Annotated in this window: 18 protein-coding genes; 3 read left to right on the top strand and 15 right to left on the bottom strand. The window is 69.4% G+C overall.

Annotation, left to right across the window (positions count from 1 at the left end; translation table 11 throughout):
• Positions 1–71: 71 nt before the first annotated feature.
• Together AE618_RS26710 and AE618_RS26705 are read left to right on the top strand one after the other, a co-directional pair.
• Positions 72–479: a LysR substrate-binding domain-containing protein gene (locus AE618_RS26710; protein WP_054212087.1), complete on the top strand. Its 408-nt coding sequence runs from the start codon at positions 72–74 to the stop codon at positions 477–479.
• 254 nt (positions 480–733) lie between these two features.
• The gene (locus AE618_RS26705) at positions 734–2,221 is read left to right on the top strand and encodes an alpha/beta hydrolase (RefSeq protein ID WP_054212086.1); all 1,488 of its coding nucleotides are present in this window, start codon (positions 734–736) and stop codon (positions 2,219–2,221) included.
• Positions 2,222–2,392: 171 nt separating this feature from the next.
• Here AE618_RS26705 and AE618_RS26700 read toward each other — a convergent pair whose 3' ends face one another.
• Genes AE618_RS26700 through AE618_RS26665 form a run of 8 tightly spaced genes read right to left on the bottom strand, consistent with a single transcriptional unit; the run spans position 2,393 to position 9,768 of the window.
• Positions 2,393–4,207, bottom strand: coding sequence for an SLC13 family permease (locus tag AE618_RS26700; RefSeq protein WP_054212085.1), 1,815 nt, complete (start codon positions 4,205–4,207; stop codon positions 2,393–2,395).
• Between the two features lie 48 nt (positions 4,208–4,255).
• A complete protein-coding gene (locus tag AE618_RS26695; RefSeq protein ID WP_054212084.1) occupies positions 4,256–5,899 on the bottom strand; it encodes a complex I subunit 5 family protein in 1,644 nt (547 codons plus the stop codon).
• On the bottom strand, positions 5,896–7,416 hold the full coding sequence (locus AE618_RS26690; protein ID WP_054212083.1) for a complex I subunit 5 family protein: 1,521 nt from the start codon (positions 7,414–7,416) through the stop codon (positions 5,896–5,898). Before AE618_RS26690 ends, AE618_RS26695 begins: the two co-directional genes overlap by 4 nt.
• Positions 7,413–7,754, bottom strand: a complete 342-nt coding sequence (locus tag AE618_RS26685; protein WP_248311040.1) for an NADH-quinone oxidoreductase subunit K — start codon at positions 7,752–7,754, stop codon at positions 7,413–7,415. The genes AE618_RS26690 and AE618_RS26685 overlap by 4 nt, the downstream gene beginning before the upstream one ends.
• The gene (locus AE618_RS26680) at positions 7,751–8,689 is read right to left on the bottom strand and encodes an MnhB domain-containing protein (protein WP_054212082.1); all 939 of its coding nucleotides are present in this window, start codon (positions 8,687–8,689) and stop codon (positions 7,751–7,753) included. Before AE618_RS26680 ends, AE618_RS26685 begins: the two co-directional genes overlap by 4 nt.
• Positions 8,686–8,976, bottom strand: coding sequence for a cation:proton antiporter (locus tag AE618_RS26675; RefSeq protein ID WP_054212081.1), 291 nt, complete (start codon positions 8,974–8,976; stop codon positions 8,686–8,688). Before AE618_RS26675 ends, AE618_RS26680 begins: the two co-directional genes overlap by 4 nt.
• Positions 8,976–9,263 (bottom strand): monovalent cation/H+ antiporter complex subunit F, encoded by a 288-nt coding sequence (locus tag AE618_RS26670; RefSeq protein ID WP_054212080.1) that lies wholly within the window; start codon positions 9,261–9,263, stop codon positions 8,976–8,978. The genes AE618_RS26675 and AE618_RS26670 overlap by 1 nt, the downstream gene beginning before the upstream one ends.
• Complete coding sequence (locus AE618_RS26665; protein ID WP_054212079.1) at positions 9,256–9,768, bottom strand: Na+/H+ antiporter subunit E; 513 nt, start codon at positions 9,766–9,768, stop codon at positions 9,256–9,258. The genes AE618_RS26670 and AE618_RS26665 overlap by 8 nt, the downstream gene beginning before the upstream one ends.
• 373 nt (positions 9,769–10,141) lie before the next feature.
• Here AE618_RS26665 and AE618_RS26660 point away from each other — a divergent pair, with 373 nt between their 5' ends.
• On the top strand, positions 10,142–11,953 hold the full coding sequence (locus AE618_RS26660) for a metallophosphoesterase family protein (RefSeq protein ID WP_082365626.1): 1,812 nt from the start codon (positions 10,142–10,144) through the stop codon (positions 11,951–11,953).
• On the opposite strand, the gene AE618_RS26655 is transcribed toward AE618_RS26660, so the two are convergent.
• From AE618_RS26655 to AE618_RS26625, 7 genes are all read right to left on the bottom strand, one after another.
• The gene (locus AE618_RS26655) at positions 11,888–12,943 is read right to left on the bottom strand and encodes an AI-2E family transporter (protein ID WP_156330517.1); all 1,056 of its coding nucleotides are present in this window, start codon (positions 12,941–12,943) and stop codon (positions 11,888–11,890) included. The genes AE618_RS26660 and AE618_RS26655 overlap by 66 nt on opposite strands.
• 50 nt (positions 12,944–12,993) lie before the next feature.
• Positions 12,994–13,995, bottom strand: coding sequence for a patatin-like phospholipase family protein (locus AE618_RS26650; protein ID WP_248311042.1), 1,002 nt, complete (start codon positions 13,993–13,995; stop codon positions 12,994–12,996).
• Between the two features lie 101 nt (positions 13,996–14,096).
• Positions 14,097–15,836, bottom strand: a complete 1,740-nt coding sequence (locus AE618_RS26645) for a hypothetical protein (protein ID WP_248311039.1) — start codon at positions 15,834–15,836, stop codon at positions 14,097–14,099.
• On the bottom strand, positions 15,833–16,351 hold the full coding sequence (locus AE618_RS26640; RefSeq protein WP_054212075.1) for a DUF1269 domain-containing protein: 519 nt from the start codon (positions 16,349–16,351) through the stop codon (positions 15,833–15,835). The genes AE618_RS26645 and AE618_RS26640 overlap by 4 nt, the downstream gene beginning before the upstream one ends.
• Before the next feature lie 58 nt (positions 16,352–16,409).
• Entirely contained in the window at positions 16,410–17,561 is a 1,152-nt protein-coding gene (locus tag AE618_RS26635) for an efflux RND transporter periplasmic adaptor subunit (RefSeq protein WP_054212074.1), read from the bottom strand.
• A complete protein-coding gene (locus AE618_RS26630) occupies positions 17,558–20,647 on the bottom strand; it encodes an efflux RND transporter permease subunit (protein WP_054212073.1) in 3,090 nt (1,029 codons plus the stop codon). Before AE618_RS26630 ends, AE618_RS26635 begins: the two co-directional genes overlap by 4 nt.
• Complete coding sequence (locus AE618_RS26625) at positions 20,644–21,777, bottom strand: efflux RND transporter periplasmic adaptor subunit (RefSeq protein WP_082365612.1); 1,134 nt, start codon at positions 21,775–21,777, stop codon at positions 20,644–20,646. Before AE618_RS26625 ends, AE618_RS26630 begins: the two co-directional genes overlap by 4 nt.
• Positions 21,778–21,890 lie beyond the last annotated feature (113 nt).

Genomic DNA, 21,890 nt, shown 5'->3' with positions numbered 1-21,890 from the left:
AAACCGAAACCAATGTCGGCGGCGGTCTCCATGGAAGCTCAGCCTTCTCAAGAGTTGAGCCCTACAGCCTGATGCTGTTCTGCAGCCCGGCCAGCCGGTTCGCGGGCACCGCTGTCGCGTGGCGGGAGCTGCAGGGCGAGCCGCTGATCACGTTGACGCGCGACAGTGGCATCCGGCTGCTGATCGAGGTCGCCTATAAGACGGTCGGGATGCCGCTGCTGCCCGCTTACGAAGTTTCGCAGATCACGACGGCGCTGGCGCTGGTCGAAGCGCGGCTCGGCGTCGCGGTCCTGCCGACCTATGCGCTCGCGGCCGCGCCTCATCGCAGAATCGTCTCGCAACCGCTCTCGAACCCTATCATCGCGCGGGACATCGTGATGATCCGCCCGAGCGGGAGGTCGGTGTCACCCGCGCTGGCCACCTTTGAGACGATCCTGCGCCGCAACGTTCGCCGACTTGCACCGTCAGATCTGGATTAGGTCCCCCCGCGATCCTTGAGCAGGCGAGCCGCCTCGATCGCCAAAGTGTCACACAGCTCGCAAAATGCGCACGCCGAAGCCCAGCGATGGCTCGCCTGGTACAAACACCACAGGCGCCATGGTAGCCTCGCAGGAAGAACACCCGCCCACGCCGTCCGGACCAACCTGATCGGACACCACCCAAAGGGGCACCGGACCGGTTGTGACGCGGCGGTCCCCGAAATCCCGCGACGGCGGCTGAAGGAACACACTCTATGACGGCTCATCGGGTCGGCCGCATCCTGAAGCGAACCGCCGCCATTCTCGCCATTGTGGTTGTCTCCCTGCTTGCGCTGCGGGTCTATGATTCCGAGCGGGGCGCCCCGCTCGAGCCCTGGCATACCTATATCCCCACCGAGCTCTCGATCGCCGAGCTCGACCACGGCGACTGGCGCGCCTATCTGGCGGCCGAAGATGCGGCTTTCGCCTCGATCCGCCTCGAGGTGACGCAGAAGCTCGATCCGGCCGAGCGCGTGCCGGTGAACCGCTATTTCGACGGCAGCCCGATCTACCCCGGCCGCTTCGCGCAGGACTGGAACCGCTCCTATGTGTTGGAGCCGGAGGGGCCGCCGAAAGGTGCGGCCGTCTTCCTGCATGGGTTGACGGATTCGCCCTACAGCCTGCGCCATGTCGCGCGGCAGTATCGCGAGCGCGGCTTCGTCGCGGTGGCCCCGCGCCTGCCCGGCCACGGCACCGTGCCGGCCGGGCTCACCGAGGTCGACTGGGAGGATTGGCTGGCCGCGACCCGCCTCGCCGTCCGCGAGGCGCGACGCCTGGCTGGACCGTCCGCGCCGCTGCATCTGGTCGGCTTCTCGAACGGCGGCGCTCTCGCCCTCATGCACGCGCTCGACGCGCTGGAGGATAGCACGCTGCCGCGGGCGGAGCGCGTCGTGCTGATCTCGCCGATGGTCGGGATCACCGCCTTCGCCCGCTTCGCTGGGCTCGCCGCCCTGCCCGCGATCCTGCCGTCCTTCGCCAAGGCGGCATGGCTCAGCGTGCTGCCCGAGTTCAATCCGTTCAAATACAACTCCTTCCCCGTGAACGGGGCGCGCCAGTCGCATCTGCTCACGGCGGCGCTGCAGCAAAAGATCATCAGGCAGTCGCGAGAGGGCCGGCTGAAGGATCTGCCGCCGCTGATCACCTTCCAGTCGGTGATGGACTTCACGGTCTCGACGCGCGCGATCATCACGTCGCTCTATGCCCATCTGCCGGCCAATGGCAGCGAGCTCGTGCTGTTCGACCTCAACCGCAGCGCCAAGTTCGGCCCGCTCTTGAACAGCTCGGCCGACACGCTGCTCGGCCGCATGCTGCCGCCGACGCCGCGCGCCTTCCGGCTCTCGGTCATCACCAATGCGAGCCCGGATGCGAGCGAGGTCGTCGAGCGCGTGACCGAGGCCGGCGCGAGCGAGGAGACGGAACGGCCGCTCGGCCTGGCCTTCCCGCGCGACGTGTTCTCGCTCTCGCATGTCGCGCTGCCGTTCCCGCTGACCGACGGGCTCTACGGCATGACGCCCGATCCGGCGGATGATTTCGGCATCCAGCTCGGCTCGGTGGCGGCGCGCGGCGAGCGCGGCACGCTGATCGTCAATCTCGACGCGCTGCTGCGGATGTCCTCGAACCCGTTCTACCCCTATCTGCTCGGCCGGATCGACGAGCGGCTCGGAGGGCCGGTTGGGGCTGCGGCGGCGGAGAAGGCGGAATAGAAAGCCGGTCGACCTCAAACGCGGGTCATCCCAGACGTAGCGAAGCGGAGATCCGGGATCCGTTCCGGAGCACTTGCAGGTCAAGGTTCAGGCATGGATCCCGGGTCTCCCTGCGGTCGCCCGGGATGACGGCGCTCAGGCGAACAGGGTCAATGAGGTCTAGCCGCCCCTTCAGAACCGCCAGATCAGCGGCACGTAGAACACCGCCATGACAAAGAACCAGATCATCAGCGGCAGGCCGAGCTTCCAGTAGTCGCCGAAGGCATAGCCGCCCGGGCCCATCACCATCAGGTTGGTCGAGGTCGCGATCGGCGTCATGAAAGAGGCCGAGCCGGCGATGCACAGGCTCATCAGGATCGGCCGGGGCGAGACGCCCATGCTGGCGGCGGCGGCCATCGCGATCGGGATCACCAGCATCGTCGTGGCCGTGTTGCTCATGATCTGGCCGAGGCAGGCGGTGAGCAGGAACAGGCCGGCGAGGAAGACCGTCGGCCCGCCACTGCCGGTCAGCGCCACGAGCTGGCGCGCGACGAGATCGGCCGCGCCCGACTGCACCATCGCGATCGAGAGCGGCATCATCGCGCCGATCAGGATGATCGTGGTCCAGTGGATGGCGCGATAGGCCTCCTCGACCGAGAGGATGCCGGCACCGATCAGCACCAGCGCGCAGATGAGCGCGGCGACCGCGGGCGGCACGAAGCCGGTCGCCAGCAGCAGGACGAGCGCGCCGAGCGCAGCCAGCGCGACGCCGGCGCCAGCGCCCATCGGCACGGCCTGCCGGCGCACGAGATCGGGCGAATTGACGACCAGCACGTCGGCATCCGCCAGCCGCAGGTCGAGCGCCTTCCAACTGCCCTTGAGCAGCACCGTGTCGCCGGCCCGCAGGGCCAGGTCCGCCGGATCAAGATCGGCGCCGCCGCGCTGGACCGCGAGCACGATCAGGTCGCCGCCCTCGGTCGTCATGCCGGGATGCACCGCCTTGCCGATGAAGGCCGAGCGCGGCGGGATCACCACCTCGGCCAGCCCCGTGCTGCGGTTGAGCAGGGCCCCGGCGGCATCGCCGTCATCGGCTGCGTCGCGCGGGGCGAGATGCGAGGCGGCACAGAGCCGCGCCACCGCCCCTGCCTCGCCCTTGACCAGGAGATAGTCGCCCTCGCGGATCGGCTGATCCCCGCGCGCGATGCCGGTTGTTCCGGCCTGAACGGTGACGAGTTCGATCGCGCCCTCCTGCTGCGAGATGTCGATCGCCGCTGGAAGCGTGCCGATCAGCTCGGAGCTCGCCCGCACGCGCAGATGGAAGAAGCCGTCGGTGAGCCCGTAATGCTCGACCAGCGTCTGGGCATGCCGGCTGAAATCAGCGGGCAGGCGTGCATTGCCCTGCGCCGGCAGCAGGCGCTTGCCCAGGAGCAGGATGATCAGCATCGTCCCCGCCAGCAGCGGCAGGCCGACGAGCGCGAATTCGGCGAAACCGAAACCGGGCAGGCCGCTGTCCTCCAGTGCCTCGGAAACGAGAATGTTCTTGGGCGCGCCGGTCAACAGGATGTTGGCGCCGGCATGGGCCGAGAAGGCGAGCGGCATCAGCAGCAGCGTCGGCGATTGCCGCAGCCGGATCGCCGCCAGCACCACGACCGGCATGAGCGCGGCAACCGCGCCGCCGCCGCTGATCAGCGCGGTGAGCGCACCGGCCGCGGCCATGATGATCACGAGCAGGCGGTTCTTGCTCTCGCCGGCTTTGGCGATCAGGATCTGCCCGGCCCAGGCGGTGACGCCGGTCTTGTCGAGCGCGGCGCTGACGATGAACAGGCTGGCGACGAACATCACCGCACGGTCGCCGAAGCCCGCCAGCGCCTGTTCCAGCGTGACGACGCCGAGCGCCCAGAGCGACAGGGCCGCCCCGATCGCGACCACGACCACCGGCAGCCGGTTCCAGGCGAAGAACGCGATCGTCACCGCGACGACGAGGGTTGTGCTTTCGATGGCGTTCACGAGGGCGCGTCCAGGGCTTTGAGGCGGGGCCGGTCGGCCGGTCATCATCTATGCGGCCAGCAGGAAGCCGCCGCCAAGCCAGATGACAAGACAAAGCAACACGAGGCCGGCCGTGGGCCAGAGCCGCAGCCGCCCATCGAGCCGCTCGATCGCGGCCGGCAGGTGGGCGAGGCGTGGAGCCTGCCGCTCCGCCAGGACGAGGATGTCGCCCTCCGGCACGCGCCCGGCCATCCCCGCGAAGCGGCCCGTGCCGATGAAGATCGCGACCCCCAGCATCATCGGCCAGACGAGCTTCCACAGCGAAGCGAGGCTCCAGGCGCTGGCGAGTGGGTCGCCAGACAGGGTCGGGTAAAGCCACCAGGGGATGATGAACGATGCGGCGGCGACGATCAGGAACGGCAGGGTTTCGGCCAATGGGGCGCTCGCGGCCGGGTTGTCGGCCGTCTCGCGCGCCATCACGGCGATGAAATGCAGCATCAGCATCGTGCTGCCGGCGGCCGCGAGCGAGACGGCGATGCTGAACAGGCCGTAGCCCAGCATCGGCTTGACCGCGAGCTTGGCGAGCGCGCCGCTGGTCAAAGGCAGGCCGGCGAGGCTGAGGGCCAGCAGGCCGGTGAGCAGCAACACCGGGACGCGATGCGCCCCGCCCGAGGCAAAGGCGACGCCGACGGCCAGGAACAACCCACCTTTCACCAGCGTGTGATGCAACCCGTAATAGGCAGCCAGCCCCGGCGCGGAGGCATCGCCAGCGGCCAGCCCGGCGCCGAGGATCGCAGCGACGAGGCCCATCTGGCTGACGGTCGAATAGGCCAGGATCGTCTTGGGGCGCCGCTGCGCCACGCCGAGCGCTGCGCCGACAAAGGCGGTCAGGATACCGACCGTGGCGAGCACCGTGCCCCATAGCGGCTGCGCGGATTCGAACGGCAGGAACCGGATCAGCCCGATGACGCCGGCCTTGACCAGCACGCCGCTGAGCACCGCCGAGGCCGGCATCGGCGCGGCCGGATGGGCGAGCGGCAGCCAGACATGCAGCGGGATTAGCCCCATCTTGAGCGCGAAACCCAGCATCAGCAGCACCGCGATGCCGTCCCGCATCGGCGAGCCCGGCAGCGCCGCCACCGCATCGCGGATCAGCGGATTGGGATCGGGCTGTCCGGCCGCCAGCATGACGAAGGCGAAGAGCAGGAAGGCCTCGCCCAGCAGCGCCAGCACCATGTAGACGAGGCCGGCCCGCCTGGCCGCGTCAGTCTGCTCATGCGCGACCAACCCATAGGCCGAGAGGCTCGCCAGCGTGAACAGCAGGTAGAAGCCGGCGATGTCGGCGACGATCAGGACGCCGAGGCTGCCCGCCAGCGTCAGCAGCCACCAGACGCAGAACCCCGTCAGCCCCGGCTTGCCGCGCAGATAGGAGGCGGCATAGGCCCCTGCCGCGCTCCAGAGCAGTGCCGCGCCGCCAAGCAGGATCGCGCCGGGTTGGTCGAGCGCCAGCGTCATGCGGAACGGCACGGGGAAGGCTATGGCCGTTCCGGCGGACAGGAGCCCGGCCGCCAGCAGCGCGGGGATGGGTGCGAGCCAGAGCAGCCCCGGCACGCGTGACCGGAAGGCGCGCGACAGGCAACCGGCCGCCAGCGCCAGCGGCGCGAGCAGCGCCGCGGCCAACAGCAGCCCGGCGGCGCTCGCTGCCGCACTCATGGCGACACCGCCAGAGCGATGTCGGGCCGTCCGATCTGCAGCAGGCCGAAGGGCGCGAGCGGGAGGAAGCCGAGCGCCACCGCCAGCACCGCAAGGACCAGCGGGACGAGCTCGAGCCGCAGCGGGATCGGCTTGCGCAGCAACAGCGGTTCGGCGGGCGTCGCGAGAGCGCGATCCATGACGGGGAAGACATACCCGCCCGCAAGCAGCCCGCCCGCCAGGATCGTCAGCGCCAGCCAGAGATGCCCGCCGATCGCGGCCGCCGTCAGCAGCAGGCATTTCGCGATGAAGCCGCCGCTCGGCGGGATGCCCATCAGCGACAGCCCCGCCCACCCGAAGGTGGGGGGGGGCAGGGGCGGGGCGCGGCCGAACCCGCCGAGATCGCGGATGCGGTCATGCCCGACAGCCTCGGCGACGATGCCCGCCGCCATGAACATCGCCGCCTTGGCGAGCGCATGGGAGGTCAGCTGCAGCGCCCCGCCGGTCCAGGCGATCGTGCCCCAGGGCGCGGTCCCGTCGCCGACGCCTGCCAGCGGGAAGACGATGAAGAGATAGCCGATCTGCGCCACGGTCGAATAGGCGATCATCAGCTTCAGCCGCTCCTGCCGCAGCGCCATGATGCTGCAGAACAGGATGGATGCCGCGCCGAGCACCGCCAGGACCTGTCCCGCGACGGCGGCCGAACCCGGCGGGGCGATGTCGGCGACCAGCCGCAGGATCAGGAACACTGGCGCCTTGATCACCAGCGCCGAGAGCACCGCGCTGGCGGCGGCGGGCGCGCCGGCATGGGCTGGCGGCAGCCACAAATGCAGCGGAAACAGCGCCGCCTTGGCGAGCAGGCCGGGGATCATCAGCGCCAGCGCGATGGCCATCGCCGGGCCGTGCTGGCTCGCGCTCGCGATCAGCCGGATGTCGAGCGTGCCATAGGCGCCGTAGAGCAGACCGGCGCCGAGCAGATAGAGCATCGAGCCGAGCAGCGCGAACATCAGGTAACGCAGGGCTGCGGCCATGGTCTCGCCGCGCCCGTCGAGGCAGACCAGCGGCACGGCGGCGAAGGTCAGGAGTTCGAGCGCGACATAGAGATTGAACAGGTCCTGCGAGACGAAGACGAGGTTCAGCCCGCTCCACAGCCCCATCAGCAGCGTCCAGAAACTCGTCCCCAGGCGCCCGTCCGCGGTTGCGAGGTCGAGCCCGAAGAGGTCGCGCGCGAACAGCCCCGTCGCCGCCATGACGACGGCGGTGACCGCCAGCATCATCACCGACAGCCCATCGGCGCGCAGCGCGATGCCGAGCGGCGGCTGCCAGTTGCCGAGTACATAGATCAACGCCGTGCCGCTGCGGACGAGTTCGAGTCCTATGGCGAGTGCGACGACGAGGCCGAGCGCCAGCGTCGCCAGCGCCACGACCCGCGTCCGTCGCGGGCCCAGCACCAGCATCGCCAGCACGGCCGCCGCCGGCAGCATGACGGCGAGCACCAGCAGCAGCCCGCCCGGTGTCGCGGCATAGGCCGAAGTCATGTCTCGCTCCGGGGAGGCGTCGCGGCTTCGAGCGTCGCGCTGCCGGTGAGCGAGGCCAGGCGTCGCAGCAGCGCTATCGCCAGCGCGGTTGCAGCGAAGGCAACGACGATGCCGGTGATCACCATGGCCTGCGGCACGGGATCGCCACTTAAGCCCATCGCTGCCCCGCGGCGCGCGACGGCCCCGAAGACGAGGAAGATGCCTGCGCCAAGAATGTTGAAGCCGATGATCCGGCGCAGCAGGTCAGGATGGGTGAGGATGCAAAACAGGCCGATGCCGACGAGCGCGGCGCCACACAGGCCAAACAGCGAGGCCGATGTCAGGGCGATCGCGCTCACGGCTCGGGCGCCCTGTCCGGCGGGCCGGCGACGAGCAGGGCGAGCGTCCCAGCGATCGACAGCGTCAGCGCCGCCTCGATGCCGACGATCAGCGGCTTGGCGATGGCTTCCGGATAGGACAGGAACCCCTGCGCAACCGCGACGCCGAGGAAGCCGACCAGCACGAACAGCGCCGGCCCACCCGCCAGCATCAGCCGCAGCGCCCTGCTTTGTGTTTGCGGCGCGAGGCGCAGGCCCGCCAGCATGACGAGCAGCGCCATCGCGGCCAGGATGGTGCCGGCCTGGAAGGTTCCACCCGGCAGGTCGGCCCCGACCCAGACCTGATAGACCGCGATCAGGACGCCAAAGGGCGGCATCACCCGCGCCAGGAAGACCAGCGGCTCCGGGATGATAGCCGGCCGCAGCTGCGAGGCGCCGCCCCAGGCGGCATCGCGGCTCAGCGACCAGACACCGACCAGCGCGAGGATCAGCACGATCTTCTCCAGCAGCGTGTCGATGGCGCGATAGGCGAGCAGCACGGCGGTGACGGGATTGCCGAGCCCGGTGGCCTCCAGCGAAGCGACCGCCTGATGCGCCAGGCTCGGCGCCGGCCGGGGAAAGGCAAGCACGACCGCAGCCAAAGCCAGGGTGACGAGGCCGCAACTGAGCGCCGGGACGAGCCAGCGCCGTCGGTCGGTCGGGAGCGCGGCTGGATGCGCGGCATGGCGCACGAGATGGGCCTGGGCACGCAGCAAAAGCATGCCGGTCAGGCCGCCGCCGATCGCGGCCTCTGTCAGCGCGACGTCGACGGAAGCGAGCCGCGCCCAGCCGATGCCGAGCAGCAGGCCGAACGCCATGAAGGCGAGAATGGCGCCTCGGCCGTCGCGGGTGACGACGACATGCAGCGCCAGCGCGATCAATCCTGCGACCAGCGCCATGTCGAAGACGAGGCTCATGCCTGCGGCTTCCGGCGCGCGGCGATGCCGGCGATCAGCTGGCTCGCGGTTGCGGCCGAGAGCTGCGCGAGGAGCCAGATGCAGACAAGCTTGGCTCCGCCCATGAGGCTCGCCTGCTGCGGCATCAGTCCCAGCACGATCAGGCCCAGCCCGAGATTGTCCGCCTTGCTCAGCGCGTGCAGGCGGCTGAGCGTATCGGGAAAGCGCAGCAGCCCCAGCGTTCCCGCCAGGAACAGCACGGCGCCGGCGACGACGCAGATGAGCGTGAACGCGTCCGCCAGCCCCATCACGACGGCTCGTCCGGTTTGGCGGCCGCCTCAGGGGACTCGCCCTCCCCCAGTGTGAAGGCCGCGCAGGAAAAGGCCGACAGCAGGACCAGCAGCAGGGCAACATCGGCAAGCGCCGGCTGCGCGGTGGCCGCGCCGAGCAGGAGCAGGGTTGCGGCGCCGCCGGTGCCGAGCAATTGCACCGCCATCAGCTTCTCGATCGCGATGTGGGAGCGCAGCACGATCGCCAGCCCGGCCGCGCTGGCCAGCAGGACGAAGAGAGCAATGAGCGTGAGGCTTTCAGCCACCAGCGCGTCCTCCCGGCAGAATGCGCAGGAACGCCGCCTCGTCGGCAGCAAGCTCGGCCGTGACGGATGCGTCGCTGTCCAGGCAATGCACGCGCATGTCGCCCCTTGCCGCGCAGGACACCGGCAGCTTGCCCGGTTGGAGGCTCATCACCGCGCAGAGCGCGCCCTGCGCCAGACCCGGCCGCAGACTGGCCCGGTAGGTCACGATCCCCGGCTTCATCGCGATGCGCCGGGCGAAGGCGCGGCGTGCGACGTCGAGCCCCGCCGCCACCGCCTGCGGCAGGAAGCGCAGGACGAAGCGGGCGAGCCCGGTCGCCGACAGCCGGCTCTCCGGCGGCCAGAGCGGGATGCTGGCCCAGGTCGCGGCGGCGGCCGCGACGAGGCCGACCGGCCAATCCTTGAGGGCCGCACCGATCAAAACGAGCCAGAGCGCAAAGAAGAGCAGGCCTCGTCCCAGCAGGCTCGGCCGCCAGAGGGGCCGGCGCGGAGATGACGGTACGGTCATGGCGAGGAGGATCCATCGGCCGGCGCGCAGCGCAGCGATTCACACCTCCGTGAACAGCGCTCCAAAGACGAAACACAAAACAAATCGGCAGATAAACCGCTCGAAGACGAAACTGTGCTTTGCGTCTTCATGAGAAAACATAATCTCTGGCTTGTCTGACGAATATGATCTTGTAATCTGCGCTGCCGTCAGGTTAGCATTCACTCCAGAAGCGGGCATCTGCCGCCTGTCTCAGTTCTGTGCCCGCCGTCCCATTTTCGGGTGGGCCGTTTCGGGTCGCATCAATGGTTGCTGAGCCTCGTCCGGACGCGTCCGTTCTCTCGCCAGGGAGCAGCTCGGCTCATGCCGCAGCTTGCGCATCGGCGCCTGGCACATGCTGATCGAGCCGCGCGGCGGCGACGCCGAAGACGACGCCAGCAGCACCAAGACGCATTCGCTGCTCGCCATCGCCGGCACGCTTCTGGGCGAGATCAACCTGCCCAAGCTCGCCCTGGCCTGGATCATCCTGGCGCTGGTGCCCGGCGTCATGCTGGGCGTTGCTCCCCTCGTCGTCACGGCCTGGTTCGACAACGTCTCGGACCGGATCCTGGCACTGGCCGGAATAGGGCCGTTCCTGCTGCTGGGGCTGGTCGCCGCCATCGGCTGGTTCGGCCTACGGCCCCTGCTGCGGGCCGTGGAACGCAGCTTCTGGTCGCTGATCTCGCTGGCCGTCCAGCCGGGCTATGTGCTCGCCCGCGAAGGCCTGCGCCATTTCGCCGAGCGCTTTCTCTCCGTGGACGCGAGCGAGGACAGCCGCGCGCGGCTGCGGTCGCTGACGGCTTTCGCGGCGGGCCTCGGCGCGGCGCTGATCGCGCTCGCGATCACGGCGGCCGTCTGGCCAGCGACGCGCTGGTCTGGCGAGATTGCCGATCTCGCCTATCCCCTGAGGCTGGTGCGGCCGGCGCTCGCCAACACCATCGCTGTGATGAGCGCCTATTTCGCTGGCGCCGCACTGCTCTGGGGCATCGCTGACGGGACGATGGACCAGCCCCGCGATCTCGCCGGCTTCGACGAGGCCTTCGGGTCAGACCGGACGTGGCGGGTGGTGCATCTCTCCGACATCCATGTCGTCGGCGAGCGCTACGGCTTTCGCATCGAGAGCGGCCGCGCCGGCCCGCGTGGCAACGACAGGCTGGCTTTGGTGCTGGCGCGGCTGGCTGCGATCCATGCAGCCGCGCCGCTCGATCTCGTGCTGATCACCGGCGACATGACCGATGCCGGCCGCTCGGCCGAATGGGCCGAGTTCCTCGATGCGCTGGCTCGCCATCCGGAGCTGGCGGCGCTGAGCCTGATCCTGCCCGGCAACCACGACGTCAACATCGTCGACCGGGCCAATCCGGCGCGGCTCGAATTACCCGGCAGCCCCGGAAAGCGCCTGCGCCAGATGCGGACGCTCTCGGTGATGGAGTCCGTGCAGGGCGCGCGCGTCCATGTCGTCGACAAGACGGCGGGCCGGATCGGCCAGACGCTGTCGGAGCGCTTGCAGCCGCATCGCGCCGCGATCGCAGCCTTCGCCGATGCCGGGGGCTTGCGCCTGTCGCGAGGACTGTCGGCGGTCTGGGAGGCATCCTTCCCGATGGTGCTGCCGCCCACCGAGCCGGACGGGCTCGGCGTGGTGCTGCTGAACTCGAATGCGGAGACGCATTTCTCCTTCACCAATGCGCTCGGCCTCGTGGCGGAAGAGGACATGCAGGCGACGCTGGCGGCTCTGGCGCAGTATCCCCGTGCGCGCTTCGTCGTGGCGTTGCATCACCACCCGGTCGAGTATCCGCAGCAGGCCAAGGCCTTTTCCGAGCGGATCGGCACGGCGCTGATCAATGGCAGCCGCTTCGTGCGCCTGCTGAAGCGGCAGGCGCACCGGCTCGTCGCGATGCATGGCCACCGCCATGTCGACTGGATTGGCTGCTGCGGCCCGCTGCGCATTGTCTCGGCGCCGTCCCCGGTCATGGAGGCCATGAACGACGAGCCGACCGCCTTCTACATCCACCATCTCGGTGCGGCGGCCGATGGCGGGCTGGCGCTGATGACGCCGGAGCGGATCGAGATCGGGCCTGAATTGCCCGGGGCGCCGGGTGAGCCCTCAAGCCTTGACGACGTCGTTGGCCGGGACCGGCTCGGGGGCTCCGGAGCCGAACAGCTCCGCTAGCCACTGGCTCGCGGGATGCTGGGCACAGAAGGTCAGCAGCGCGATGGTCAGGGGCACGCCGATGAAGGCGCCGAACACGCCCCAGAGATAACTCCAGAAGAACACCGAGAACAGGACCAGCGTCGGCGACATGGACAGCGCGCTGCCGGCGACGCGGGGCTCGATATAGCTGCCGACGATGAACTGGATCAGGTTCAGGCAGGCGAAGACAGCGACCACCGCCTGCCAGGAGCCGAACTGCGTCATCGCGAACAGCGTCGGGAAGACGGTGGCGACCAGTGGTCCAAGGAAGGGGATGTAGTTCAGCGAGAAGGCGATGAAGCCCCATTCGGCCGCGAGCGGCAGGCCCACCACGGTCGCGAATCCCCAGACCAGGACGCCGGTGATCAGGCTCATCGCGGTCCGCACCATCATGTAGCGGTGCAGCTTCGCGGCGGTCTGCATGCTGCCGCGCAGCAGCACGTCGCCGACCAGGCGGTTGCGCATGCCCCTGAGCTTGCGGCCGAAATCCTCGACCTCGAGCAGGCCGAGGATGACATAGACCAGCACGACCAGCCAGAAGCTCATCGTCGTGTTCAGCCGGCCGCTGATCGTCTGCGCCATGCGCAGCATCCAGGCGACGTTGAAGTTTTCCGCCCAGAGCCCGGTCACGGCGATGCCATGGCCTTCGAGCCAGAGCGTGGCCTGGTCGTAGAACTGCTGGAAGCGCGCCGCATCGGCCGCGATCCAGCGCCCGACCCGGCCGAAAGCCCAGACGATCAGCGATCCGAAGGCGAGGAAGGCCAGCACCATCACCACGATGCTGATCGCCAGCGCCAGCATGCGCGGCAGGAAGCCCTGCAGGCTGCGCTGCAGCGGCCAGACCAACGCGATGATGAACAGCGCAAACGCCACGGGCGCGAAGACCGAGCTGGCGACCGACAACGCCGCGACCACGAGAATGATCGCGATCAGAACCTGCGCGCCTTGATGAATCCTGCCGCTGGTCATGGGCATGCCGGGTGGTTCTCGCTGGTCTGATGGAGGGAAAACGGGCGTCATCAGACGCCTTGCGTGAGTTCGTCGAGATCGAGCGTCGAGCGCCGGCCGAGATCGTCCCTGTGTGCCCTGTAAAAGGCTTCCGCCGACTGGCGCCCCTCCGCCCGCAGCATGGTCAGGAACTCCCATTCCGCGTTGAGCTTCGAGGAATAGCCGAGCTCCGCCATCCTGTCGCTGGTCACGCGGTGAAGGCGCATCCCGGCCCAGCGCGCACCCTCCCGATCCCTGGGATTGGCGCCGTTGCGCAGCAGCGCCATCATCCTGAGTTCCTTCAGCAGGACGCTGTTGAACGAGACCTCGTTCAGGCGGTTGAGGATGTCGCGGGCGGTCGTCGGCGTGCCCGGCCGCTCGACCGGGTTGATCTGAACCAGGATGGTGTCGAGCGCGTCGCTCTCCTGGATCAGCGGCGTCATCGTCGGATTGCCGGAATAGCCGCCGTCCCAGTAGCCGTCGCCGTCGATCTCGATCGCCTGGAACAGCGTCGGCAGGCAGGCCGAGGCCAGCAGCGCCTGCGGCGTGATCTCGGCATTGCGGAAGACGCGGCCCCGGCCGGTGCGGACATTGGTGGCGGTGACGAAGAGCTTGATCGGGCCGCCCGCCAGCGCCTCGAAATCGATCACCTCGGCCAGGATGTCGGCCAGCGGGTTCGCCCCGCCGGGATTGAGGCTGTAGGGCGACACGACGCGGGACATCAGGTCCATCGCGACGAAGAGCGGCGAGTTGTCGAGCGTCCAGCGCCCGAGCAGCACATCGAGCGGGCTGCGCTGGAACGGGCTGAAGCGCGCCGCTTCCGAGGTCTTGCGCCAGAACGCCTCCAGCGCCTGCCGCGCACCCTCGCGACCGGCCTTGGCGAAGCCCGAAGCCAGCACGGCGGCGTTCATGGCACCGGCCGATGTCCCCGAGATCGCGCTGATCGTCAGCCAGTCCTCCTCGAGGATGCGGTCCAGCACACCCCAGGTGAAGGCGCCATGCGCCCCGCCGCCCTGGAGCGCCAGATCGATGATGAGCGGGGTGCGGCCTTCGCTGCGCGCGACTGCGGCTGCCTTGTCCGGCGTCTTGGGAACCTTGCTCACCTGTCACCCCCGCAGCATTGCATCGCGCCCGATCATGGCGATTTCACCAGGCCGGAAAAGCCCGCCACCGCCAACAGGCTCAGCGCCCAGCCGACGATGGCCTGAAGATAGAAATAGCTGATCGCGACCCGCCCGTGACGGCCGATCGGATTGGGCCGCCAGAAGGATTTCTGACCGAGATCGAGCACGGGCAACAGCGTGTCGAGGGAATAGAACCACGGGTTGAATTCCGGATAGCTCGAGGCCTCGCCCTGCTCGCGATAGCAGGCGAGCTGCGTCTGGCCTGGGGCTGCGCGCCCGTCCACAGCTTGGGGCGGCGCGCCGAGCAGCCTTTGCTGCGTGCGTTCGACGCCGCAGAGCGTCCACTCCGGCGAGCGCAGCACGACGGCGCTGTTGGGCTTGAAGGCGCCCGCCCTCTCCGCCATCCCGAAGATGCCGACGCCCACAAGCCAGAACAGGATCAGCCAGACGAAGGCGAGCAGGGGCTGGCGGCCATAGACCAGCGTGGCGGCCAGGAAGCCGTCCGCCACGGTCAGCGCCGCGCGCCAGAGCGGGTTCTTCGCCCGCGCCCGCCGCGCCCGTCGCTGCAGCCGCTCCTTGACGATGAGGACGGCGCGCGCGTCCTCGCCATGACCCATCTCGCGAAAGACCGCGGCGAGTTGCTCATAGGGCTGAGGCCAGAAATCCTCGCCCCAGCGTTCAGGCGCCTGCCGCGAGAGCCAGTCGAGCCGGCTCGCTGCATCCACGGGGGCGGCGATGAAGGCGCCATAGCGGCAGCGGTTGAGCAGGAGATCGCCCTGCCCCGGCCAGGACGCCACCTCATCATGGATGGTGCCGATCGAGGCGCCGGTCATCGACAGGGCGCCCGTGACGGAGGCCTCGCCGCGCAGGAAGAAGGCGCCCTTGATGGCGCAACGGCTGATATCGAGCGCCATCGCGCCGGGATGGGTCAGCGTCGCGCCGCTGGCATCGAGATCGCCGCCGATCACCGAGGCCACGAGCCTAACCTCGCCTTCGGCTGAGGCCTTGCGCAGCACGACGCTGCCGCCGATCTCGACCTCCGTGCCGTCGACCGCAAGGCTGTCTGTGCTCTCGATCCGGGCGCCGGCGGCGTCGAGATCGGCGGAGATCCGCGCACCGGCGATGGCGAGGCCGCCGCGCAGCGTCGCCCCTCTCAGCAGCAGGTTGCGCAGTTCGATCGCGTTGGCGTCGATGGCATGGCCGCCGGCGACGCGGATCGTCGCGCCGTCGCATTCGAGGTTGCCGCCCAGCCGCGACTGGCCGATGGCGATCTCGCCATTCACCTGCGCACCGCGCAGATAGACGCCACCGCGCGCCTCCAACCGCTCGGCCTCGAGACCGGGCAGAGACGAGCCGTCGAGGAAGAGCCGGTTGATGATCGCCGCGCGCAGGATCGGCGTTGCCTCGAAATGGCAGTCGATCAGGCCGATGTCGCGGAAGACATGGCAGGCTTCGAGATCAAGCGTATCGACGATCCAGGCGCCGGTGATGCGGATGCCCTTCTCGTGCGGCCGGCAGCCCGGTTCTCCGCCGAGCATCAAGAAACGCAGGAAGGCGGCCCTGACGACGCGGCTCGGGTCCGGCGCGGTCGGCCGGCTGCCGTCGCCGAGCCGATCATAGGTGCCGCTGAGCAGGCGGGCGACGACCTCCTCCTCGGCCGGCAGGAGCGGCTGGAAGTCGGCGAGCCTGGCCGTCGCGAGCGTCCATTGCGCCCGCTCCGCCATGGGGCCGCCTACCCCGGGCGCGATCATGTCGCCGCCGGCGTCACCGTCTCGCCGGGGGCCGCGGCGGCGAGCGCCTCGCGCAGCGCCGCTTCCTTGGTCTCGTCGAAGGAGGTGCTCATCAGCGTGCCGCCGCTGCCGCGCAGATCCGCCAGGACCTTGTCGGTCGTCATCTTGCGGATCAGCAGGAACAGCCCGGCCGTGTTGGGCTGCAGCGCCGCAGCCGTATCCTTCATGAACTGGTCGTTGATGCCGACATCGGTCAGCTTGCCGCCCAGCGCACCGGAGGCCGCGCCCAGCGCCGTGCCGAGCAGCGGCGCCATGAAGATGAAGCCGATCAGCGTCCCCCAGAGCGCGCCCGAGGCCGCGCCGGTCGTGGTCAGGTTGACCAACTGGTTGAGCTTGATCTGCCCGGCCTGGTCCTTGACCACGACGACGGCGTCGCCAAGCTCGATCAGGTATTCGCGCTGCATCGCCAGGATCTTCTGGCGGACCTCCTCGGCCTTCTGCTCGGTCGGGAAGGCGATGAAGACCAGATCACTCATGGGAAATGTCCTTGGGTTGACAAAGGCGGTCACCGCGCAGCCGGCGATGGGGTCGAGGTCAGCCGGGCGCCCTGGCGGCCGTGTTCGCCGCACTGGCCGCGGGCGGCAGCGGCGCGACGCGCTGGCCAGGATGCAGAGCCTGCACCCCGGTCGCGACGATGGTTTCGCCAGGCGCGAGCCCCTGCGAGACGACGACGTGGTCGGGATCGAAGCGCAGGATGTCGATCGGCCTCAGGCTGACCGTCGAGGTCTTCGGATCGACGATCCAGACCGCCGCCCCGCGGCCGGAGGTCGTCAGCGCCTTGGCGGGAATCGACATGATCCGCGCCGAGGTCGTCGCGACCGAGCCGACGACGGTCGATCCCAGCCGCATCGCCTCGGGGGGATCCTGCAGCCCGACCCGGACCTGGAAGGTGCGGGTGACGGGATCGGCCTGCGGCGCGATCTCGCGGATCCGCCCAGTGGCGCTAATGCCCGGCGCCTCGGCGAGCGCGACGCGGACGATCGGATCGCCCGTCTTGCCCTCGAGCACGCGGGCCGGCACGGCGAAGACCGCATCGCGGCCATCCTCGCGCGCGACCTGGAGGATCGGCTGACCGGGCTGGACGACCTCGCCGGGCTCGGCGCTGCGCACCGTCACGACGCCGGCGACATCGGCCCGCAGATCGGTGAAGCCGAGCCGGTCGCGGGCCTGTTCGAGCTGGGCCTCGGCATTCTCGAGCGCCGCCTGCGCGGTTTCCTGCGCCTTCTGCGCGGCATCGAAGCGCGGGCGGGTGGTGAAGCCCTGGCCCATCAGCCGCTCTTGCCGCTCGAAGGTGCTGCGCGCTGTCACGACCTCGCCGCGCGCGGCTGCCAGCGCCGCCTCGGCGGCGGCGACGGCGTTGGTCTCGATCGTCCGGTCGAGCCTGGCGACGATCTGCCTGGGTGCGACCCGGTCCCCGACATTTACCGGCCGCTCGGCGATGCGCCCGGCGATCCGGAAGGCGAGCGAGACCGTCTTCTCGGCCTGGATCTCGCCGCTGAGCTCGATCCCCGCGGTGAGGAGGCTGGCCTCGACCTTGACCACCTGAACCGGGCGACCGGCCTGCGGAGGCGCCTTCTCGGCGCGGTCGCAGGCTGAAAGGACGAGCAGCAGCGGCAGGCCGCAAAGGGGCGAGAGCCGTCTCGTGTGACGGAACAAGGCCGGCTTGCCTGGAAGGGGACGGGTCATCGCGCAGCCGCTCCCACTGTGTCGGGCGCAGTGCCCTTGGCCGGATCGGCGGCGGGCGAACGTCCCCCAAAGACGGTGACGTAGAGCACGGGCAGCAGGACCAGCGTCAGCACCGTCGCGACCAGGAGCCCGCCCATGATCGCAAAGGCCATCGGCCCCCAGAACACGGTCGGCGCGATCGGGATCATGCCCAGCACGGTCGAGATCGCCGTCAGCATGATCGGGCGGAAGCGGGTCGAGGCGGCGTCGAGCGCGGCCTGCGTGATGCTCTTGCCGTCGGCTCGCTCCGATTCGATCTGCCCGATGAGAATGACCGCGTTCTTGGTGATGATGCCGATCAGCGCCAGCACGCCGAGCAGGGCGACGAAGCCGAGCGGCTTGCCCGACAAGAGCAGCGCGCCGACGACACCGATCATGCCCAGCGGCGCGATGCTGATGACGATGGCGAAGAGCTTGAAGCTGCGCAGCTCCGCCATCAGCACCGTGAACATGATCAGCAGCATCACCGGCACCACGGCGATGACCGAGGCCTGGGACTTCGCGCTCTCCTCGACGGTGCCGCCGGTGGCGATGCCATAGGCGGGCGGCAGCGTCTTTCTGAGCGCCTCGATGCCGGGCGCCAGCGCGCTCACGACGGTCTCGGGCAGGACGCCGGGCTTGATGTCGGCGGCGACGGTCAATGTCGGCACGCGGTCGCGGCGCCAGATCAGCGGCGCGTCGAGATCGTAGCTGAAGGTGACGAATTGCGAGAGCGGCACGGAGCGCCCGCCCGGCAGCGCCACCTGCATCGTGCGCAGCGTGTCCAGCGAGATGCGATCGGACCCTTGCGCCCGCACGACGACGTCGACGAGGTAGATGTCGTCGCGAAGCTGGGTCACCACAGTCCCCGAGACGACGGTGTTGACGATGGCGGCCAGCGCCGCCGAGCTCAGGCCGAGGCGGCGGGCCTCGTCCTGGTCGACCCGCAGGCGCAGTTCGCGCGAGGGCTCGATCCAGTCGAAATTGACCTGGTCGGTGTGGGGATTGCCCGCCACGACCTGCGCCAGCTTCATCGCGATGCCGCGAACCTCGGCGATGTCGGGGCCGGTCACGCGGTACTGCACCGGCCAGCCGACAGGGGGGCCGAGTTCGAGCGGATAGACCCGCGCGATCAGATTCGGGAATTCCGTGGCGAGGCGTTTCTCAAGCTTCTTCTGCAGCCGGTCGCGGGCGGCGACGTCCTTGGCGACGATCACCGCCTGGTTGAAGAAGTCGTTCGGCAGCTGCGCGTTGAGGGGCAGGTAGAAGCGGATCGCGCCGCGCCCGACATAGGTGCTCCAGCGCGCGACGTCGGGATCGTCCTTCAGCGCCGCGTCGAAGCGCTCGACCAGCGCCTCACTGGCATAAATCGAGGCGTTCTGCGGCAGCGTCATGTCGACGAGCAGCTCGGTCCGGTCGGAGGCCGGGAAGAACTGACGCGGCACCAGCGGGAGCGCCAGCATCGCCGCCGCGAACAGCCCGATGGTGACGGCGATCGTCAGCCAGCGCACCCGGATCGCTCCCGACAGCATCGCGCGGAAACCCTGCTCGATCCGCCCCGGCCCCGAAGGCTTGCCCGAGGATTTCGGCACTGTGAGCAGCGCCATGCCGAGCACGGGCGCGAAAATCACGGCGACGAACCAGGACACGACCAGCGCAATGCTCACCACTGAGAAGAGCGAGAAGGTGTATTCGCCGGCCGAACTGGCGGCGAAGCCGATCGGCACGAAACCGGCGATGGTCACCAGCGTGCCCGCGAACATCGCGACCGCGTATTTCTCGAAGGCGAAGGTCGCCGCCTTGGCCTTCTCGTCGCCGGCGGCGAGGCGTGTCACCATCGCATCGGTCGTCGTCATGGCGTCATCGACGAGGAGCGCGAGCGCGATGATCAGCGCGCCCAGCGAGATGCGCTGCATGTCGATGCCGATGACGTTCATCACGGCGAAGACGACGGCCAGCGTCAGCGGGATCGAGAGGGCCACCACCAGGCCCGGCCGCACGCCGAGGCTGATGAAGCTGATCACGAGGATGATCCCCACCGCCTGCCAGAGCGAACTCATGAAGTCGGCGATCGCCTCGTCGACCGTCACGGACTGGTCGGCCACCAGCCGCGGCTCGATGCCGACGGGGAGATCAGCCGTGATCGCCGCCATCGCCTTCTTGATGTTGGCGCCCAGCGCCAGAATGTCGCCGCCATCGCGCATGGCGATGCCGAGCCCGATCGCAGCCTGGCCGTTGACGCGGAACATCGGCTGCGGCGGGTCGGAGAAGCCACGCCTGACGGTCGCGATGTCGGCCAGGCGCACCATGCGGTCGCCAACCGGGAAGTTGATCTGGAGCAGGTCAGCTTCCGACTGGAAGGCGCCCGAGACGCGCAGCGAGAACTTCTCGTCCTGAGTCTGGACCACGCCGGCCGGGCGCACGACGTTCTGGCTCTGCAGCGCGCCAAGCAGGGCCGAGCGGTCGATGCCGAGATTGGCGAGTTCGCGCACCGAGAACTCGATGAAGATGCGCTCGTCCTGGGCGCCGATGACCTCGATCTTCGAGACGTCGGGGACAAGCAGCAGCCGCGAGCGGGCCGCCTCGACATGGTCGCGCAGTTCGCGCCCGGTGAACCCATCGGCGGTGAAGCCATAGATGATGCCGAAGGTGTCGCCGAAGCGGTCGTTGAAGAAAGGGCCCACCGTGCCGGCCGGCAGGGTGTGGCGGACGTCGGCGACGAGGTTGCGGACCTTGAACCAGGTCTCCTGCACGGCATGGGCCGGAACGTCCTGCTTCAGATTGACGAAGATCGTCGTCCGGCCCGGCGTGGTGAAGCTGCGGACGAAATCGAGCCCCGGCGTCTCCTCGATCTGCCGCTCGAGCCGCTCGGTGATCTGGCTGAGCGTGTCCTCCATGGTCGCGCCCGGCCAGGCGGCGACGACCACCATCGACTTGATGACGAAGGCCGGGTCCTCGTTGCGGCCGAGCTTGACGAAAGCGAAGACGCCGGCCGCAACCGCCACGATCATGAGATAGATCACGACCGAGCGGCTCTTCAGGGCCCATTGGGAAAGATTGAAGCTCATCGTGCCTCGGTCCCGGACAGGCGCACGCGCTGCCCTTCCTTGAGGAGGTTGGCGCCGGCGGTGACGACGATGTCGCCGATCGCCAGCCCCTTGCCGACGATCGCCGTCGCGGGGTCGCGCGAGACGAGTTCGAGCCGGCGCAGCGAGACGGTGAGAGCCGTCGGGTCGACGACCCAGACGCCGATGGCCGGACCTTGCGCGGTCAGTGCCGTCGCGGGGATGGCGATGCCCGAGGCCTCGCCGCCGCGGATCGTGCCGGACACTGTGGTTCCGAGCCGGAAGGCGGCCGGCGGGTCGGCCAGGCCGACGCGGACAGGGAAGGTCCGCGTGACCGGATCGGCCTGGGGCGCCACCTCGCGGACATGGCCGCGCACGCTGACGGAGGTGTCGCTGGCGAGCGCGACATGGACCGTGGCGTCGGCGGGAATGGCACGGACCGCTTCGGCCGGCAGCGAAAACACGGCGTCGCGGCCCTCGCGCCGGGCAAGCTGGACGATCATCCGGCCGGCCGCCACGACCTCGGCCGGCTCGGCGCCGACCCGGGTGACGATACCCGGCGCATCGGCCTTGAGGGTGGTGAAGGCGACGATGTCCTGCGCCGTTCTCACGCGGGCGCGGGCCGCCTCGACCTGGGCGCGCGCGGCGGTGCGTCCCTGCTCGGCGGCCTCGAAATCGGCCTGGGTGGTGATGCCGCGCGCCAGAAGATGCTCCTGCCGCTGATGCTGGTTCTCCGCCTTGCGCAAGGCGCCCTCGGCAGCCGTCAGCGCGGCACGCGCCGCGCGCAGGTCGTTGAGCTCGTTCTCCGGATCGAGCCGCGCGACGACCTGCCCCTCGGCCACCGTGGCGCCTACGCCGACGAGGCGCTCCGCCAGGCGGCCGCCAATGCGGAAGGAGAGCGAAGCCTGGTCCTGCGCCTCGACATGGCCGCTGAAGCCGAGATCGGCGAGCTGGCGCGGCGCCTCGACGGTGATGGTGCGCACCGTCCGGACCACTGGCGCGGGAGCGGTCTCGCTCTGGCGCTGGCAGCCGGCGGCCACGAGAATCAGAAGTGCGAGAGCGGCCGCGACGCCGCCTTGGCGATGGCTGCCGTCGAGACGTCCCGAACCGTCTTGCCGATTGGGCTTTCGCATCAGTCGTTCACCCGCATCGCGACTGTCCGTTGCACGCCGGAAACGAGGACCGCCTCCTGTGGCGCCCGGCGAGCGCCATCGCGCCCCGTTTCCGGGCATCGGCCGGGAAACTA

This window comes from Allobosea vaviloviae, from assembly GCF_001298265.1.
GTDB lineage: Bacteria > Pseudomonadota > Alphaproteobacteria > Rhizobiales > Beijerinckiaceae > Allobosea > Allobosea vaviloviae_B.
Note: the sequence above shows the minus strand (reverse complement) of the source record. Positions and strands in the feature narration are given on the sequence as shown.